The 18,918-nt window shown below is 52.9% G+C and carries 16 protein-coding genes and 1 pseudogene; 7 read left to right on the top strand and 10 right to left on the bottom strand.

Annotation, left to right across the window (positions count from 1 at the left end; translation table 11 throughout):
- Positions 1-198: 198 nt before the first annotated feature.
- From C3432_RS03405 to glpA, 6 genes are all read right to left on the bottom strand, one after another.
- Complete coding sequence (locus C3432_RS03405) at positions 199-480, bottom strand: helix-turn-helix domain-containing protein (protein WP_103775267.1); 282 nt, start codon at positions 478-480, stop codon at positions 199-201.
- Positions 461-790: a type II toxin-antitoxin system RelE/ParE family toxin gene (locus C3432_RS03400; RefSeq protein ID WP_103775266.1), complete on the bottom strand. Its 330-nt coding sequence runs from the start codon at positions 788-790 to the stop codon at positions 461-463. The genes C3432_RS03405 and C3432_RS03400 overlap by 20 nt, the downstream gene beginning before the upstream one ends.
- A 74-nt stretch (positions 791-864) precedes the next feature.
- Positions 865-1,002, bottom strand: a complete 138-nt coding sequence (locus tag C3432_RS27605) for a hypothetical protein (protein ID WP_181012864.1) — start codon at positions 1,000-1,002, stop codon at positions 865-867.
- 216 nt (positions 1,003-1,218) lie between these two features.
- Complete coding sequence (glpC, locus tag C3432_RS03390; RefSeq protein WP_103775265.1) at positions 1,219-2,409, bottom strand: anaerobic glycerol-3-phosphate dehydrogenase subunit GlpC; 1,191 nt, start codon at positions 2,407-2,409, stop codon at positions 1,219-1,221.
- Positions 2,406-3,665, bottom strand: a complete 1,260-nt coding sequence (glpB, locus tag C3432_RS03385) for a glycerol-3-phosphate dehydrogenase subunit GlpB (protein ID WP_103775264.1) — start codon at positions 3,663-3,665, stop codon at positions 2,406-2,408. Before glpB ends, glpC begins: the two co-directional genes overlap by 4 nt.
- A complete protein-coding gene (gene glpA / locus C3432_RS03380; protein WP_103775263.1) occupies positions 3,655-5,283 on the bottom strand; it encodes an anaerobic glycerol-3-phosphate dehydrogenase subunit A in 1,629 nt (542 codons plus the stop codon). Before glpA ends, glpB begins: the two co-directional genes overlap by 11 nt.
- Positions 5,284-5,553: 270 nt before the next feature.
- Here glpA and glpT point away from each other — a divergent pair.
- The 3 genes and pseudogenes from glpT to inaA all read left to right on the top strand — a co-directional run bounded on the left by glpT (position 5,554) and on the right by inaA (position 8,871).
- Positions 5,554-6,913 (top strand): annotated as a pseudogene (glpT, locus tag C3432_RS03375) (glycerol-3-phosphate transporter).
- A 4-nt stretch (positions 6,914-6,917) separates the two neighbouring features.
- Positions 6,918-7,994, top strand: coding sequence for a glycerophosphodiester phosphodiesterase (gene glpQ / locus C3432_RS03370; protein ID WP_103775262.1), 1,077 nt, complete (start codon positions 6,918-6,920; stop codon positions 7,992-7,994).
- 226 nt (positions 7,995-8,220) lie between these two features.
- Positions 8,221-8,871: a lipopolysaccharide kinase InaA gene (inaA, locus tag C3432_RS03365; RefSeq protein ID WP_103775261.1), complete on the top strand. Its 651-nt coding sequence runs from the start codon at positions 8,221-8,223 to the stop codon at positions 8,869-8,871.
- Positions 8,872-8,877: 6 nt separating this feature from the next.
- On the opposite strand, the gene yfaE is transcribed toward inaA, so the two are convergent.
- The 4 genes from yfaE to ubiG form a co-directional block, all read right to left on the bottom strand.
- Positions 8,878-9,132: a ferredoxin-like diferric-tyrosyl radical cofactor maintenance protein YfaE gene (gene yfaE / locus C3432_RS03360; RefSeq protein ID WP_103775260.1), complete on the bottom strand. Its 255-nt coding sequence runs from the start codon at positions 9,130-9,132 to the stop codon at positions 8,878-8,880.
- Positions 9,132-10,262: a class Ia ribonucleoside-diphosphate reductase subunit beta gene (gene nrdB, locus C3432_RS03355; protein ID WP_103775259.1), complete on the bottom strand. Its 1,131-nt coding sequence runs from the start codon at positions 10,260-10,262 to the stop codon at positions 9,132-9,134. Before nrdB ends, yfaE begins: the two co-directional genes overlap by 1 nt.
- Positions 10,263-10,378: 116 nt before the next feature.
- A complete protein-coding gene (gene nrdA / locus C3432_RS03345; RefSeq protein WP_103775257.1) occupies positions 10,379-12,664 on the bottom strand; it encodes a class 1a ribonucleoside-diphosphate reductase subunit alpha in 2,286 nt (761 codons plus the stop codon).
- Positions 12,665-13,011: 347 nt separating this feature from the next.
- Positions 13,012-13,740, bottom strand: a complete 729-nt coding sequence (gene ubiG, locus C3432_RS03340) for a bifunctional 2-polyprenyl-6-hydroxyphenol methylase/3-demethylubiquinol 3-O-methyltransferase UbiG (RefSeq protein ID WP_103775256.1) — start codon at positions 13,738-13,740, stop codon at positions 13,012-13,014.
- A gap of 133 nt (positions 13,741-13,873) precedes the next feature.
- Between ubiG and gyrA the strand changes: the two genes are divergently transcribed.
- From gyrA to srlE, 4 genes are all read left to right on the top strand, one after another.
- Positions 13,874-16,510: a DNA topoisomerase (ATP-hydrolyzing) subunit A gene (gene gyrA, locus C3432_RS03335; protein ID WP_103775255.1), complete on the top strand. Its 2,637-nt coding sequence runs from the start codon at positions 13,874-13,876 to the stop codon at positions 16,508-16,510.
- A gap of 475 nt (positions 16,511-16,985) precedes the next feature.
- Complete coding sequence (srlA, locus tag C3432_RS03330) at positions 16,986-17,507, top strand: PTS glucitol/sorbitol transporter subunit IIC (protein WP_029139609.1); 522 nt, start codon at positions 16,986-16,988, stop codon at positions 17,505-17,507.
- 9 nt (positions 17,508-17,516) lie between these two features.
- Positions 17,517-17,915: a PTS glucitol/sorbitol transporter subunit IIA gene (locus C3432_RS03325; RefSeq protein ID WP_103775254.1), complete on the top strand. Its 399-nt coding sequence runs from the start codon at positions 17,517-17,519 to the stop codon at positions 17,913-17,915.
- Entirely contained in the window at positions 17,896-18,912 is a 1,017-nt protein-coding gene (gene srlE / locus C3432_RS03320; RefSeq protein WP_103775253.1) for a PTS glucitol/sorbitol transporter subunit IIB, read from the top strand. The genes C3432_RS03325 and srlE overlap by 20 nt, the downstream gene beginning before the upstream one ends.
- Positions 18,913-18,918 lie beyond the last annotated feature (6 nt).

Genomic DNA, 18,918 nt, shown 5'->3' with positions numbered 1-18,918 from the left:
CAGCTCCTGATGGTTATGCTCTGTCACGTCGTCAGATACGACCGTGATATCCCCAGCGGAAACTGATGTGAAGTTGACAGATGAAGCTTGAGTTCCCGTGCGCCGTCTGATGTTTTATTAATCCACATAATATTCTTACCACGAAACATTCCCGGAGATGATTTTCTCCAACAGACCGGCTCCGGAGCAACGGGTTAATCAATACAGGGTGATGACTGGTTTTTTAATGCCGCAGGCGTAGGCGTAGCGAGTCAATGTATCAATACTGGCTTTGGTAATGTTATTTTCAAGGCGGGAAATAACCGGAGGCGTCACCCCCATACGTTCGGCAACCTGAGCTTTCGTCAGGTTGTTATGCTTCCGCCATTCTGCAAGTAGTTCTCTGAGCATCTCCTTGCGTTCTTCTTCCCGCCATGCAGCACGATACTCATCATTCTGCATCCATTCGTTATGCAGTTCTTTATGGCTTACCAGTTTCATTAAGTACCTCCGCTAACCGATTTTTGGCGAGTTCGATTTCTTTTGCTGGCGTTTTCTGTGATTTCTTGATGAAAACGCGGAGCATGATGATAGTGTTGCCTTTATGGTATAGCCAGATACCTCTGGCTATTTCAGTACCCATCGTGCGGATCTCAAAAAGTCCATCGCCAAGGGGTTTCGTATCCGGCTCCCGCAACAACCGGGCGTTATGTTCCAGCTTACTAATGAGCCGGTCGAACTTAACCCGAATTTTTACGGGTAATGCAGTTGCTTCTTCCCTGGCCTCAGGGTGATAAACAACGCTAAACATAGGGCCGCCCACTCCAAATAAATGTTAGCTCATAGGCTAATTCATAACCATTTAAAATTAACCTGAAGGCTAATTTATTTGACGATTGCCACAGCAATCTGGTTACAGCCTGTAAGTGTTGGGTTTGTGTGCTTCACATAATCATTCTCAGGATAAGAAATTATCTTTTTAAAAACCGCATCATGCGGTGTTGATGTTGCTGATTTAGCCATGGTAGTCCGTCACCAGAGGGAGAAGATGGCGTGACGGTACCCACGGATGACGCGGGCTGCATTCGAGGAATTGATTCTTTGCGTGGAGGAGTCAGAGATAAATACGTCCGGCTGCAACGTATTCAGTTATGTGCAACGGCATACGCAAAAATGCCCGCTAGCACAGCGCCACCGGGAGCCTGGCCGCGTTATGCCTGACGGGCCAGGCTCCGGCTTTTAACCTAACGCTTTTGCTAACAGCGTAATGGGATGTTCACAGCGTTTGCTTGTCGACATCTCAATCTGCCATTTACAGGTTTCACAGTCGGTGACCACGATATCCGCGCCGCTTTCTTCAATCTGCTTAAACAGCGGAGCGCCGATAGACTGTGATGTCGGATAGTTTTCCTTTTTGAAGCCGTAGGTGCCGGCAATCCCACAGCACTGGGAGTCCAGCACCGTCAGTTCCAGCCCGGGGATCCGGCGCAGCAGTTCGAGCGTATATAACGTCCAGCCCATTTTTTCCATATGACAGGGCGTATGGTAGGTCACCTTCAGCGGCAACGTTTTCAGCGGTAGCGTTTTCCCTTCATCCAGTTTTCGCCACAGCCAGCGGGTCGCCAGCTCAATGTGTTCACGCAGCCCTGAGTTATCCACATCCAGGACTTCGGGATACTCATCGCGCAGCGCAAAGGTGCAGGTTGAGGAGGTGGCAATGACCGGGATCCCTTTCACGCCGATGGCTTCGCGCAGGGATTCGACGTTAATGACCGCCTGCTTACGCGCTTTGTCGGTAAAGCCGTTCGCAATCAGCGGTACGCCGCAGCACTTCTCTTTACTCAGCAGTTGCACGCCTGTACCCATCGCATTCAGAACCTTAATGAGATCCTTACCAAGCTGGGGATGGTTATAGTTAACGAAGCAGCCGTGGAAGAAGGCGACCTGATCCTGATACTGCGCCTGCTGCGCGGCGACGCTGCGATACCAGCGGCGGAAGGTGCCAAAAGAGTATTTCGGCAGCGTACGGCGATGATCGATTTTCAATGCGTAATCAAGCAGCTGCCGCACGGGTTTCAGCGCTGTGGCTGTATTCACCACCGGTGCGAACGGGGTGGAGACGCTGCCCATCAGATCGGTGTGGCTCAGGATAAAATTACGCAGCGACGGGCGCGTCGTGTCGTATTTCGCGCGCGCGCGCTGGATGATATCGCCAATCTTCACATCTGACGGGCAGGCCACTTCGCAACGTTTACAGTTGATGCAATATTTCAGCGCGTCATCATACAGCGCGCCGTCTTTCAGACGCAGACGTTCTCCGTCCGGTCCGGCCTGTTTGGGGCCCGGATAGCCCGGATTTACGCGACTGACCGGACAGGCCGTGGTACACACCGTGCATTTGATGCAACTTTCAAAACGGGTATCGCTCATTGCTGACCTCCTGCACGTTCTGTAATGTGTTGCGCGGCATGTAAAGCAGTGACTGCGCACACGCCGCCTCCGCATCCCTGGGCTATCGGGTCGAATCCGCCAAGCACAGAGCCGATAGCGTACAGGTTTTCCACCGTTTTCCCGGCAAGTTTTGGACGCAGCGCATTATCCGTCGTGACGCCAAACTGCTGCCAGGGTTGCGCATCAAAGAAATCACGTTGATACCATTCGGCGCGGGTTGCCGTTTGCTGAACATCCAGCCCCAGAATGGGTTCGCGAATGCCTTCACGGTCAGCCACCAGCCCGCTACTGAAAAAACTGCCGCTGGCGAGCACCGCAAAACGCGGATGCAAAGGAATATCGGCATGGTTGCGGGTCCAGATTTCGCTCACCACGCCATTTTTGCAGGTTACTTTTTTCACCTCGTCGCCCGGCATCCAGATCCCGCCCTGGCGAACAAACTTCCGCTGAAGCTGATTGTGCAGACGCATTCCCGGCACCGAAGGCGGCAGGGTGGGGAGCAGCGTGAGCGAGCAGGGGAGGCGCTCATTGAGCCAGCGCCAGAGGCTGTCATCTGCCAGACCAAAGCAGGCAGGCATCATTATCATTTCGCACGTTTTTGCTATTGGCAGCAAGGCGTCATACAGCAATGACCATTTGTCTTCGTTATCCAGAAAACGCGCGATATTGACGGCACGAAACTCGGTAGGGTTATCGCGTAAAACGTCCAGTTCGGGCAGGTCAATCTCCGCCGTATCCACATTCAGACCGCGCTGGCACAGGGAGGCCGCCGCAAGATGGGCCTGAAAGTCCATTAACCCGCTGATCCCGACCACGCAAATCCGCTTTGCGGCAAGCGGCCAGACCGGGACTTCCGGTGAACTGAGCCAGGTTGAACGCAGCATCCCCAGCGGCGTGACGCGTAAATGTGCCTGTCCGACATCGCCCTGTAAGTTTGTGCCACATTCTGCCAGCAGTGCCTGTGCCTGTTGGGCCAGCGCCAGGACATGTTGTGTGCCGATCGTGGTATAAGGGTGTTCTGGCGCCTGTACGCGCAGCGCATCCAGTCCGGTAGCGATGTCGCTCACCGTCTGACCGTCCGGTAATGTGCTAAGCAGATCCAGTGAACCGGAAGAAAAATGCAGCGCGCTTTGACCACGGGTGACAATCGCGCAGCGTAAGCCGGTTTTCTGCAATTGCAGGCCACAGAGTAAACCGGCAAGGCCACCGCCCATAATGACCGTATCAAATCTCATTGTGCTGTTCCTTCTCCAGACCGCATAACCCCTGATAAACCCAGCGCGTAAATTCGCTTTCGCGCAGCGCGTCCCCCCAGGCAACAGGCTGAACGCCTTTCCAGCGCTCGTTCAGGAAATCAGAAAGCTGAGTGATGGATTGTGCGGAAGTGGTGATATTAAAACGCTGCAACAAACCGGCGGCGCGGCAGGCGCAGAGCTCCCCCTGGCAGGTCCCCATCCCCACGCGGGTACGGCGGCGCAGATCCAGCAGGCTGTTCACGTTCAGGTTCTCCACCGCGTACTGGACTTCGCCCGCGGTGACGGCTTCGCATTCGCACACCAGGCTACGGTGCTGGCGGCCTTCACTTAACCATGCCGGTGTACGATCGCCATGGCGGTACACCGCCGAGCCGCGTAATGGCGCAGGCAGGGAGATAACGCGTTTCAGCGTATGTTCAGCGGATTCCTGCGAACCCGGCAGCGGAGTCTCAGCCGTAACGCAGGGACGGCTGTTACTTAACTTGCGGCAGACCGCGTCGGTTGCCCATTCCGCCATCAGCCGGTAGGTCATCAGCTTTCCGCCGGTAATGGTGATAAACCCTTCCAGGCCATCGCGTTCGGCGTGATCGAATAGCACGATGCCGCGGCTGACGTTACGCCCGGTTGGGTCATCGTCGCTTGCCACCAGCGGACGCACGCCGGAGTAGGCGCGCAGGATGCGCGTTTTTGCCATTACAGGGGCGAGTTTCTCGCCTTCACGCAGCAGAATATCGACCTCTTCGGCGGTCACGCGGTTGCTGTCGATATCGTTGTAATCAATATGTGTGGACGTGGTACCGATGAGCGAAATGGTGTCGCCGGGCACCAGAATGTCGGCATCTGACGGTTTACGGCAGCGGTTGATCACATGCTGATTAATACGGTGATCCATGATCAGCAACGATCCTTTCGCCGGGAACATACGGATGTTCAGGTCGGCATATTCCGCAATCCGCTGGCCCCAGATCCCGGCAGCGTTCACCACCACCGGAGCGTGCAGAATCTGCGTTTCGCCGGTGAGATGATTACGGACGTGTACGCCGGTAATGGTCGCGCCTTCGCGAATAAGGCCGACAACCTCATGAGCGGTCAGGATAATGGCACCATGTTCTCTGGCATCAAGCATATTGGCTGCGGTCAGACGGAACGGATCAACGGTGCCATCCGGTACTTTCACCGCCCCGGTCAATTGAGGGTTGACCGAAGGTTCGATCAGGCGCGCCTGCTGTGGGTCAATGGCCTCAGCGCGAATTCCGGCTTCTTCACAGGCGCGAATAAAGGTGGCCTGAAAAGAGAGGTCATCTTCGGGCAATGTAATAAACAGACCGTCCGTCGGTTCGACGCAGTGACGAGCGATACGTTTCAGAATCTGGTTTTCACTGATGCACTCGCGGGCTGATTCCGCGTCGGTAACGGCGTAACGGGCACCGCTATGCAGCAGGCCGTGGTTACGACCCGTGGCGCCGGTGGCGATGTCATGACGCTCAACTAAGATGACGCGCAGTCCACGCAGCGCACAGTCACGGGCAATCCCTGCGCCTGTGGCACCTCCACCAATGATTATCACGTCACCTGTTTGCGAGTCGCGAATTTTCATTGTTTTCCCTCACAGTTCGTTTTTTATCATTTAGCCACAGAAAAAACATGTTTTGTTTGATTTCGCGCATAATCGCTCGCTATTCGAAAATGAAACGTGATTCCGTGCGCCTTTCTGAACATTTGTCATAAATCTGTAACAATATGTGCTGTAATTCACATTAACGGCATGAATCTTTACTTAACATCGCGGCCACACCAGGAACAACGGGGTTGTTTGCACGAACTGCGGTGTTTACTACTAAAAGAGACGGGCCACGGAGGCGACATTATGATGAGTATATTTAAACCCGCGCCACACAAAGCGCGCTTGCCTGCTGCGGAGATCGATCCGACATATCGTCGGCTGCGCTGGCAGATTTTTTTGGGGATTTTCTTTGGGTATGCCGCGTACTATCTGGTGCGCAAGAACTTTGCATCTGGCGATGCCATACCTGGTTGAGCAGGGATTCTCTCGTGGTGATTTGGGATTTGCCCTGTCGGGAATCTCTATCGCTTACGGATTTTCGAAATTTATCATGGGGTCCGTATCTGACCGTTCGAATCCGCGCGTTTTCCTTCCTGCGGGTCTGATTCTTGCTGCGGCAGTCATGCTGTTTATGGGCTTTGTGCCATGGGCGACATCGAGCATTGCGGTGATGTTCGTGCTGTTGTTCCTCTGCGGCTGGTTCCAGGGAATGGGGTGGCCGCCGTGCGGTCGTACGATGGTGCACTGGTGGTCGCAGAAAGAGCGTGGCGGGATTGTGTCGGTATGGAACTGCGCGCACAACGTCGGGGGCGGTATTCCTCCGCTGCTGTTCCTGCTCGGTATGGCCTGGTTCAATGACTGGAAGGCCGCGCTGTATATGCCTGCGTTTGGCGCGATCCTGGTCGCGATTTTCGCTTTCGCTCTGATGCGCGATACGCCGCAGTCCTGTGGTCTGCCGCCGATTGAAGAGTACAAAAACGATTATCCGGACGATTACAACGAAAAAGCAGAAGAAGAGCTGACTGCGAAGCAGATTTTCATGCAGTACGTGCTGCCGAACAAACTGCTGTGGTACATCGCGATTGCCAACGTGTTTGTCTATCTGCTGCGCTACGGCATTCTCGACTGGTCACCAACTTACCTGAAAGAAGTGAAGCACTTTGCGCTGGATAAATCCTCCTGGGCCTACTTCTTATATGAGTATGCGGGGATTCCGGGCACTCTGCTGTGCGGGTGGATGTCGGATAAGGTGTTCCGTGGCAACCGTGGCGCAACCGGTGTGTTCTTTATGACGCTGGTGACTATCGCGACTATCGTTTACTGGATGAACCCTCCTGGCAATCCAAACGTTGATATGATCTGCATGATCGTCATCGGCTTCCTGATCTACGGCCCGGTAATGCTGATCGGCCTGCACGCGCTGGAGCTGGCACCGAAAAAAGCGGCGGGTACGGCGGCGGGCTTCACCGGATTGTTTGGTTACCTCGGTGGCTCCGTAGCGGCGAGCGCCATTGTCGGCTATACCGTTGACTTCTTCGGTTGGGATGGCGGCTTTATGGTGATGATCGGCGGTAGCATCCTCGCGGTGATCCTGCTGGTGGTCGTAATGATCGGGGAAAAACGTCATCACGATCAGATGTTGCTGAAACGCAACGGAGGCTAACCGGATGAAAACGACGCTGAAAAACCTGAGCATGGCGCTGATGATGGCCGGAATGGTGATGGGAAGCAGCGCGGTTGCCGCCGATACTGGCGATAAGATTGTGATTGCTCACCGTGGCGCCAGCGGATATCTGCCTGAACATACGCTGCCAGCGAAAGCGATGGCCTATGCACAGGGCGCAGATTATCTGGAGCAGGATCTGGTGATGACAAAGGACGACCAGCTGGTCGTCCTGCATGACCATTATCTTGACCGGGTAACCGATGTCGCCGAACGTTTCCCGGACCGGGGGCGTAAAGACGGGCGCTATTACGCCATTGACTTTACGCTGGACGAAATTAAATCCCTGAAGTTCACCGAAGGGTTCGACATTGAAAACGGTAAGAAGGTACAGAGTTATCCGGGACGATTCCCGATGGGTAAATCTGACTTTCGGGTTCATACCTTCGAAGAGGAGATTGAATTTGTTCAGGGGCTGAATCACTCAACGGGCAAAAATATCGGCATCTATCCAGAAATTAAAGCGCCGTGGTTCCACCACCAGGAAGGGAAGGACATTGCGGCAAAAACGCTGGAAGTGCTGAAAAAGTACGGCTACACCAACAAGCAGGATAAGGTCTATCTGCAATGTTTTGATGTGGCTGAGCTTAAGCGCATTAAAAATGAGCTGGAACCGAAGATGGGGATGGATCTCAATCTGGTACAGCTGATTGCGTATACCGACTGGAATGAGACGCAGCAGAAACAGCCGGACGGTAGCTGGGTAAATTACAGCTACGACTGGATGTTTAAGCCGGGGGCGATGAAGCAGGTCGCGGAATATGCGGACGGCATCGGACCGGACTACCATATGCTGGTAGATGAGTCGTCACAGAAAGGGAAAATTGCGCTGACCGGCATGGTACAAGATGCTCACCAGAATAAGATGGTGGTGCATCCGTATACCGTACGTGCTGACCAGCTTCCTGATTATGCGACGGACGTTAATCAGCTGTATGAGATTCTGTATCACCAGGCGGGCGTTGACGGGCTGTTCACCGACTTCCCCGATAAAGCCGTGATGTTTCTGAAAAAAGAGTAAAAGTCTGACCGGATGGTGCTTACGCCGCCATCCGGCTTATTTCCTGCCTTTACTACCCCTCGTCGTAGAGATTTACACCGCACAGATGAGGGGAAAATCCCTTACCGCCGCAGCTTTTAGCAATATAAGTCCGGGAACAAACATAAATAGCTTAAGATTTCCTTAAGAGAAACATTTATATTTACCGTCTGAATGTTTCTACAGGCACTATAACGGACGGTATCGTATGAGTTTGGCAGTAAAAGACGATGAATTTAGCCAGTGGTGGGCGACGGAAGGCGACTGGGTTGAAGAACCTAACTATCGTCGTAAGGGAATGAGTGGTGTGCAGTGTGTCGAGCGCAATGGCCAGAAACTATACGTAAAGCGAATGACTCAGCATCTTTTTCACTCCGTGCGTTATCCGTTTGGGCGTCCGACCATCGTGCGCGAAATTGATGTGATCAAAGAGCTGGAAAAGGCTGGCGTGATTGTGCCGAAAATCGTCTACGGTAAGGCGATGAAGGTTGAGGGAGAGTGGCGCGCGCTGTTGGTCACGGAAGATATGGCAGGGTTTATCTGTATTGCTGACTGGTATAAACGCCATGCCGTCACTCCCTGGCCGGATGACGTGCGCAACGCGATGCTCAAAGCGGTTGCGCTGGCGTTCAAAAAAATGCACAGCGTTAACCGCCAGCATGGCTGCTGCTATGTGCGGCATATTTACGTTAAAACTGAAGGCGTGGTGGAGGCGGGGTTTCTCGATCTGGAAAAATCGCGTCGCCGTCTTCGCCGCCACAAGGCGGCTAACCACGATTTCAGACAGCTGGAAAAGTATCTGGATCCGATCCCGAAGGCGGATTGGGAGCAGGTGAAAGCCTTCTACTACGCGCTGTAACCTGCACTACATCTCGATTTCAATATCCCCTTTTGCCCTGCAACAGCAGGGCAAAATTTCACCCGGCTGAATAAACGCTAAAGGCTCGGTTATCCAGTCAACCTGACCGGCGAGCAGCCTCGTGCGGCAGGAGCCGCAGTAGCCTTCGCGACATTGATATTCCACTTCAACATTATGCGATTCGAGCGCGACGAGCAGGGAAGGGTGTTCATCCTGGCACAGCAACTGTGTGCCAGTGATGCGAAGCGTGACGCGTCCCATCAGAGCTGGAAGTTGCTCAGGTCGTCGGTATCGACTTCCGAATCGATCTGGCCGACCAGGTAAGAGCTGACTTCCACTTCCTGCGGAGCGACCTGTACGTTATCCGAAACCAGCCAGGTGTTAATCCACGGAATGGGATTCGAGCGGGTCTGGAACGGCAGATCGAGTCCGACAGCCTGCATACGAATATTGGTGATGTACTCGACGTACTGGCAAAGAATATCTTTGTTCAGGCCGATCATCGAACCGTCGCGGAACAGATAGTCTGCCCACTCTTTTTCCTGTAGTGCAGCCTGAACAAACAGATCGTAGCACTCCTGTTTGCACTCTTCGGCAATTTCCGCCATCTCCGGGTCGTCCACGCCGCTGCGCAGCAGATTCAGCATGTGCTGGGTGCCGGTCAGGTGCAGCGCTTCATCACGGGCGATCAGACGAATGATTTTGGCGTTACCTTCCATCAGTTCACGTTCGGCAAAAGCGAACGAACAGGCAAAGCTCACGTAGAAGCGAATGGCTTCGAGTGCGTTAACGCTCATCAGGCACAGATAGAGCTTTTTCTTCAGCGCCCGCAGGCTGACGGTGATGGTTTTACCGTTCACCGTGTGCGTGCCTTCGCCCAGCAGATGCCAGTAGCTGGTCATCTCAATCAGTTCGTCGTAGTAGCTGGCAATCCCTTCCGCACGTTTCTGGATCTGCTCGTTGGTGACGATATCGTCAAACACAATCGCCGGATCGTTGACGATGTTGCGGATGATATGGGTATAAGAGCGTGAGTGGATGGTCTCGGAAAACGCCCACGTCTCCACCCAGGTTTCCAGCTCAGGGATGGAGATCAGCGGCAGCAGCGCCACGTTCGGGCTGCGTCCCTGAATGGAGTCCAGCAGAGTCTGATATTTCAGGTTGCTGATGAAGATATGTTTTTCGTGTTCGGGCAGCGCATGGTAATCAATACGATCGCGGGAGACGTCAACCTCTTCCGGACGCCAGAAGAAAGAGAGCTGCTTTTCGATCAGTTTTTCGAAGATGTCATATTTTTGCTGATCGTAACGCGCCACGTTCACCGGTTGGCCGAAAAACATCGGTTCCAGAAGCTGGTCATTTTTCGTCTGTGAAAAAGTGGTATATGCCATTGAAGTGAGTCCTGTCTGGAAGGTAACGCCGGATGACACTCTGCTTATCCGGCCTGCAATACCGCGAATTGCTTTGCAGGCCGGATAAGACATTTATGCTGCCATCCGGCAAAAGATTAAATCTTACATGCGCCGCTTTCGCAGCCATCGTCCTGAATGGAAGACACCATATCGTCCTGAGCATCTTCCGCACCGTCACGGGTGTTCTGATAGTACAGCGTTTTCACCCCAAACTTGTAGGCGGTGAGCAGGTCTTTCAACAGCTGCTGCATCGGCACTTTCCCGGACGGGTAGCGTGACGGATCGTAGTTGGTGTTGGCAGATATCGACTGATCGATAAATTTCTGCATCACGCCGACCAGTTGCAGATACCCGTCATTACCCGGCATCTCCCACAGTAGCTCATAAGCGTTGCCCAGATGCTCATAATCCGGCACCACCTGACGCAGAATACCGTCTTTCGAGGCCTTAATACTGACATAGCCGCGCGGCGGCTCAATGCCGTTGGTGGCGTTGGAGATCTGCGAAGAGGTCTCGGATGGCATCAGGGCAGAGAGCGTGGAGTTACGCAGGCCGTGGGTCTTGATGGATTCGCGAAGGGCTTCCCAGTCGTAATGCAGCGCTTCACTGACGATCGCATCCAGATCTTTCTTGTAGGTATCGACAGGTAAAATGCCTTTGGCGTAAGTGGTTTCGTTAAACCACGGGCACGCGCCTTGCTCTTTGGCCAGCTCGTTAGAGGCTTTCAGCAAATAGTACTGGATGGCTTCAAACGTCTTGTGGGTCAGGTTATTGGCGCTGCCGTCGGAATAACGTTTGCCGTTTTTCGCCAGCCAGTAAGCGTAGTTAATCACGCCGATGCCCAGCGTGCGGCGACCCATTGCCCCGCGTTTGGCCGCCGGAATCGGGTAATCCTGATAATCCAGCAGCGCGTCGAGCGCGCGTACCGCCAGCACTGCCAGCTCTTCCAGCTCGTCGAGGCTATTGATGACGCCCAGGTTGAATGCGGAGAGGGTACACAGCGCGATTTCACCGTTTTCGTCATTCACGTCCATCAGCGGTTTGGTCGGCAGGGCGATCTCCAGGCACAGGTTGGACTGGCGTACCGGGGCGACCTGCGGATCGAACGGGCTGTGGGTGTTGCAGTGATCCACGTTCTGGATGTAGATACGTCCGGTAGAGGCACGTTCCTGCATCATCAGAGAGAACAGTTCAACGGCTTTAACGCGCTGCTTGCGGATACTGTCGTCGTTCTCGTATTTCACATACAGGCGCTCGAATTCGTCCTGGTCAGCGAAGAAAGCATCGTACAGCCCCGGAACGTCGGACGGGCTGAACAGCGTAATATCGCCGCCTTTCAGCAGACGGGTGTACATCAGTTTGTTGATCTGCACGCCGTAGTCCATGTGACGAACGCGGTTGCCTTCGACGCCACGGTTGTTTTTCAGCACCAGCAGGCTTTCCACTTCCAGATGCCACATCGGATAGAACAGCGTCGCCGCGCCGCCGCGTACGCCGCCCTGAGAACAGGATTTCACCGCGGTCTGGAAGTGTTTGTAGAACGGAATACAGCCGGTATGGAACGCTTCGCCACCGCGAATCGGGCTGCCGAGCGCACGAATACGGCCCGCGTTAATGCCGATACCGGCACGCTGGGAGACATATTTCACAATCGCGCTGGAGGTTGCGTTGATGGAGTCCAGGCTGTCGCCGCACTCAATCAGTACGCAGGAGCTGAACTGGCGGGTAGGGGTACGCACGCCGGACATAATGGGCGTCGGCAGAGAAATTTTGAACGTCGAAACCGCGTCGTAAAAACGTTTTACGTAATCGAGGCGTGTTTCACGCGGATAGCCGGAGAACAGGCAGGCCGCCACCAGAATATAAAGGAACTGGGCGCTTTCGTAGATCTCACCGGTCACGCGGTTCTGCACCAGATATTTACCTTCCAGCTGCTTAACGGCAGCGTAGGAGAAGGTCATATCGCGATCGTGCTCGATGAACGAGTCCATCTGCTTGAACTCTTCTTCCGTGTAGTCTTCCAGCAGATGATTGTCGTATTTGCCCATCTCCACCATTTTCACTACATGGTCATAAAGCGCAGGCGGCTCGAACTCACCGTAGGCTTTTTTACGCAGATGGAAAATCGCCAGGCGGGCGGCCAGGTACTGATAGTCCGGCGCGTCGCGGGAGATCAGGTCTGCGGCGGCTTTAATGATAGTTTCATGGATATCGGACGTCTTGATACCGTCATAAAACTGGATATGGGAGCGCAGTTCGACCTGAGAAATCGATACATTATTCAGTCCTTCTGCCGCCCAATCCAGAACGCGGTGGATTTTGTCGAGATTGATGCGCTCTGTACTACCATCACGCTTTGTCACCAGCAGACTCTGATTCATGGGGTTTTTTACCTGTCCGTGAAAGAAAAATGTCCCCTGTATTATCCACAATGTCGGCTTGTGACTAACTCTGTGGATAAATACTATATATAGGGGTTGGGTGTTAATGAAAACGCTATATGGTGAGTATTCTAGTAGGGAATCTTTTCAGTACAAGAGTTGATTTTGAGGTTAATTTGAGGTTGCAAAAGGGTAAGAATCGCTAAGTGCGCGTCTTATAAGGGCTGGCGGGGATGTCAATAATTCATAAAAAAAATAGAAAATTTGATCGAGTGCTGATTTCTTCATCGAAGGTAAAGATTGTGCCTTATGACCAGACACAATCTTTATAAGATTTTTTACTAACGTCAGGCGTTTTTTGCGCTTGTATGCAACATATAATTAACATCAACACCGGGGCCAAGCTTAAAGATGTTAGTGATGGGGTTAAAATGCAGACCGGTAATGTGACGTTCCTGTAACACTGTCTGATCGACCCAGCTCAACAGCTCGGCGGGTTTTATGAACTTTTTCACATCGTGCGTGCCCTTTGGCACCATGCGCAAAATGTATTCTGCGCCCACAACGGCCATCAGCCAGGATTTGCCGTTACGGTTAAGGGTCGAGAAAAAGACGTCGCCGCCCGGTTTGACCAACTGTGCGCAGGCCCTGACCACCGATTGCGGATCCGGAACGTGCTCCAGCATCTCCATACAGGTTACGACGTCGTACTGATGGGCGTGTTTAGCCGCATGTTCTTCCACCGTCTCCTGCACATAATCAACCTGAATCCCGCTTTCCAGAGCGTGCAGTTTTGCCACCTGCAGCGGTTCAGAACCCATATCCAGCCCGGTGACCGTCGCGCCTTCACGCGCCATGCTCTCGGCCAGGATGCCGCCGCCGCAGCCGACATCGAGCACTTTTTTACCAAACAGACCGCCAGAACGCTCCGCAATGTAGCCCAGGCGCAGCGGGTTTATACGATGCAGCGGCTTAAATTCGCCTTCCAGGTCCCACCAGCGTGACGCGACTGCTTCAAACTTGGCAATTTCTTCGTGGTCAACGTTGTGGTTTACCGGCGGTTTTTCGGCATTCATGGGGACTTCTACTCCTCAGTTTAGCAAGACAGCAAAGTATATCAGTTAGTAAACCAAATTGGTTTATAACCCTGCGGTTGTGTTATAATTTGCGACCTTTGAATCCGGGATACAGTAGAGGGATAGCGGTTAGATGAGCGACCTTGCGAGAGAAATTACACCGGTCAACATTGAGGAGGAGCTGAAGAGCTCTTATCTGGATTATGCGATGTCGGTCATTGTTGGCCGTGCGTTACCAGATGTCCGAGATGGCCTGAAGCCGGTACACCGTCGCGTACTTTACGCCATGAACGTATTGGGCAATGACTGGAATAAAGCCTATAAAAAATCTGCCCGTGTTGTTGGTGACGTAATCGGTAAATACCACCCTCATGGTGATACCGCCGTTTACGACACCATTGTTCGTATGGCGCAGCCATTCTCCTTGCGTTATATGCTGGTGGATGGTCAGGGTAACTTTGGTTCTGTCGATGGCGACTCCGCCGCAGCGATGCGTTATACGGAAATCCGTATGTCGAAAATCGCTCACGAGCTGATGGCTGACCTGGAAAAGGAAACGGTTGATTTCGTCGATAACTATGACGGCACCGAACGTATTCCAGACGTTATGCCAACCAAAATTCCTAACCTGCTGGTGAACGGTTCGTCCGGTATCGCAGTGGGTATGGCGACCAACATTCCGCCGCACAACCTGACGGAAGTGATCAACGGCTGTCTGGCCTATATCGACGATGAAGACATCAGCATTGAAGGGCTGATGGAACACATTCCGGGTCCGGACTTCCCGACGGCGGCGATCATCAACGGTCGACGCGGTATTGAAGAAGCCTATCGTACCGGTCGCGGCAAAGTGTACATCCGTGCGCGTGCAGAAGTGGAAGCTGACGCCAAAACCGGTCGTGAAACCATCATCGTTCACGAAATTCCGTATCAGGTAAACAAAGCGCGCCTGATCGAGAAAATCGCCGAGCTGGTGAAAGACAAACGCGTTGAAGGCATCAGCGCGCTGCGTGACGAGTCTGATAAAGACGGGATGCGCATCGTGATTGAAGTTAAGCGTGATGCGGTCGGGGAAGTGGTGCTGAACAACCTCTATTCCCAGACTCAGCTGCAGGTTTCCTTCGGTATCAACATGGTTGCGCTGCACCACGGTCAGCCAAAGATCATGAACCTGAAGGACATCATTTCAGCGTTCGTGCGCCATCGTCGTGAAGTGGTGACGCGTCGTACCATTTTCGAACTGCGTAAAGCGCGTGACCGTGCGCATATCCTTGAAGCACTGGCGATTGCGCTGGCGAATATCGATCCGATCATCGAACTGATCCGTCGTGCGCCGACCCCGGCAGAAGCGAAAGCGGCGCTGGTCGCGCGTTCGTGGGAGCTGGGTAACGTTTCTGCGATGCTGGAGCGTGCCGGTGATGATGCCGCGCGTCCGGAGTGGCTGGAGCCAGAATTCGGCGTGCGTGACGGCCAGTACTACCTGACCGGACAGCAGGCACAGGCGATTCTGGATCTGCGTCTGCAAAAACTGACCGGTCTGGAGCATGAAAAACTGCTCGATGAGTACAAAGAGCTGCTGGAACAGATTGCAGAACTGCTGCACATTCTGGGCAGCGCCGATCGCCTGATGGAAGTGATCCGCGAAGAGATGGAGCTAATTCGCGATCAGTTTGGCGATGAACGTCGTACTGAAATCACTGCCAACAGCGCTGATATCAATATCGAAGACCTGATCAGCCAGGAAGATGTTGTTGTAACGCTGTCTCACCAGGGTTACGTCAAATATCAGCCGCTGACCGACTACGAAGCGCAACGTCGTGGTGGGAAAGGTAAATCAGCTGCACGTATTAAAGAAGAAGACTTTATCGACCGCCTGCTGGTGGCCAACACCCATGATACGATCCTCTGCTTCTCCAGCCGTGGTCGTCTGTACTGGATGAAAGTCTATCAGCTGCCGGAAGCGAGCCGTGGTGCGCGTGGTCGTCCGATCGTTAACCTGCTGCCGCTGGAGGCGAATGAACGTATCACCGCCATCCTGCCGGTACGCGAGTACGAAGAGGGCGTGAACGTCTTTATGGCGACCGCCAGCGGTACCGTGAAGAAAACGGCGCTGACCGAATTCAGCCGTCCGCGCTCTGCCGGTATTATCGCGGTGAATCTGAACGACGGTGACGAGCTGATTGGCGTGGATCTGACCTCCGGTTCTGATGAAGTCATGCTGTTCTCTGCCGCCGGTAAAGTGGTGCGCTTTAAAGAGAACGCCGTGCGTGCAATGGGTCGTACGGCGACCGGCGTGCGCGGTATCAAACTGGCGGGTGAGGACTCTGTGGTTTCCCTGATCGTTCCGCGCGGTGAGGGTGCAATCCTGACCGTTACGCAGAACGGCTACGGTAAGCGTACTGCTGCTGAAGAGTATCCGACCAAGTCGCGTGCGACCCAGGGCGTTATCTCTATCAAGGTTACCGAACGTAACGGTTCCGTGGTCGGCGCGGTGCAGGTAGACGATGCTGACCAGATCATGATGATCACCGATGCGGGGACGCTGGTGCGTACTCGCGTGTCGGAAATCAGCGTGGTGGGTCGTAATACTCAGGGCGTGATCCTTATCCGCACAGCGGAAGATGAAAACGTTGTGGGTCTGCAACGCGTTGCTGAACCGGTTGATGATGAAGAACTTGATTCTATCGACGGTAGCGTCGCAGAAGGGGATGACGATATTGCCCCGGAAGCGGAAAGTGACGACGACGTAGCGGACGACGCTGACGAGTAATTTTCTGCTGTAAATACTGCACAAAAGGGAGGCTTAGCCTCCCTTTTTTACGTCCTGAAGATTTATTTTACGCTCTGTTGCTACGCATTTATGGGTATCCATGTATGTCATGTATAAAAATACACAAATTAATGAATAATTATTAGTTTGTGAAGGTGCTCACTGTTTGTTCAGTCTTTTACCGTTAACTTGCCTCTGGAAGATAACAAATTTATATACTCGTCATACTTCAGGTTGCTGGTGCACTGGCTTTATTACCCGGCCTTCGGGGCCAGCACAAGCGCTGTACAAAACGACGATGCCGTTTTGTCCCGCAACCCGAATTATTTAAAGTATAAGACTCATTGCGAACAGGAGAACTGAAAACTATTTAAAAAAGACCTGAAGCGTTAAAGACAAAAGCGTTGGCTGCCTTTATCTGTCAGTTCCTTTCTGATGGATGAATATACTTTTACCTCGGCGTTGGGAGTTAACTATGATAGTTGAAATAGCGGAAGGCTTTATCCATCTTTTCCAGAGCGCGGGCAAGATATTCTCCGGGATGATCGTCAGTACCATTCCGATGCTGATAACGTTAATTCTGACGGTTAATTTCATTATGAAGTTAATTGGTCAACAGCGAATGGAAAAAGTCGCAACCCTGATGGGGAAATCCAAAATATTGACCTATGGGATTTTACCCAGTTTTGCCTGGTTCTTCCTCAGTAGCCCTGGCGCGCTGACAATGGGCAAATTTTTACCGGAACGCTGTAAGCCGGCGTACCAGGATGCGCTGGGCAGCACTGTACATCCGCTGACTTCGTTGTTTCCGCACATTGTGCCATCGGAGCTGTTTATCTGGCTGGGGGTTGCGGCGGGGATTACCCGACTGGACCTGCCCGTTGCCGATCTGGCATTGCGCTATATCGCCGCTGGCATTTTACTCGGCTTTATCCGTGGTTTTCTAACCGAATATATCTTCACCAGACTGGAGAAGCGCGAACTTAATCAGCAATAAGGGAAAACAATGAAAGTATTATTTTCGGCTGACGTTGTAAAGGCTGGAAGGAAAGTGGAAGAGGGGCTGCTTAATGGCATGTTGATAACATTTAACGAGCTGGCCCCGAAAGATTATCTCGACTATGTGCTGGTTATTAAGAATATTGTCTGTGATACCGCCCCGCCAGAAAAAATAGCGGACTATGTATTACAGATGAATAACCAGCGCTGGAATATAACCTGCTGGGGCGATGCCGCATGGCAAAATTTATGCGAGCTTGGTCATATGACGGTGGTATTTGACGGGGCAGAAAAACCAATAGCCTATGGATCATTACACGTAAAGAGTCATTGTTCCCCAGCGATTAATGAATTGATTGGCCCATTAACAATAATGAGGAAAACCAATGAAAACGGTACTGATTAAAAAAGGTCATTCAGGTATTGGCGACGATATGTATTTATCTCGTGATACCAGCAAAGTGATCCTGTCTCTGACCGGGAAAACTATCGATCCGGTTGCCAAAAAGCTGGGCGAAATGCTGGAGATGCCGGTTGTTAACGGCTTTGATGCAATGCCGGATGACAAGAAAATTCTCTGCGTGGTGATCAACTGCGGGGGGTCCTTACGCTGTGGCATCTATCCGCAAAAAAGAATCAAGACGATCAACGTGCTCCCTACCGGGGCAATGGGGCCCCTGGCGAAGTACATCACTGAGGATATCTACATTTCGGATGTCTGCAGCGACTCACTTTCGCTGATTGAAACCATTAATCAGTCGGTTAATGCCGGTGACGTTGTTGATCTTGTCGAGCCATTGCCCGCAGGTAGCGCCCCGACCGCGGCCAGTCCTCGTGCAGACGCAAATCCGCGCGGTTCAGTAGCCAATACGGCGCTGGAGTTGATGACCCGTTTCGCGACGAGCATCGGTAACTTTGTCAGCCTTCTTTACTCCTCTGCGCGTGAGTCAGTGGAGCTGTGTATTAAAAATGTTATCCCGTTTATGGCTTTTATCTCAGTTCTGATAGCCCTGGTTCAGGAAACGGCGATTGGTCAGTGGACCGGGAATGCACTGTCACCGCTTGCCGGATCGTTAACCGGTCTGTTTGTGATTGCCATTATTTGTGGTCTGCCGTTTATCTCTCCCATTCTGGCGCCCGGCGCAGCCATTGCACAGGTCGTGGGCGTGCTGGTAGGGACGTTAATCGGTAGCGGGGTGGTTTCGCCCCTGATGGCGTTACCGGCGCTGTTCGCTATCAACGTACAGGTCGGCGCTGATTTTATTCCCGTCGGGCTTTCCATGCAGGAGGCGAAAGAAAAAACCATTCGGCTTGGGGTTCCCTCTTTCCTGCTTTCACGGATGATCACCGCCCCGCTGGCGGTTGCCATCGGCTACCTGTTCTCTTTTGGCTTGTTTAACTGAGGAATT

It is taken from the genome of Citrobacter amalonaticus (assembly GCF_002918555.1).
Taxonomy (GTDB): Bacteria; Pseudomonadota; Gammaproteobacteria; order Enterobacterales; family Enterobacteriaceae; genus Citrobacter_C; species Citrobacter_C amalonaticus_A.
Note: the sequence above shows the minus strand (reverse complement) of the source record. Positions and strands in the feature narration are given on the sequence as shown.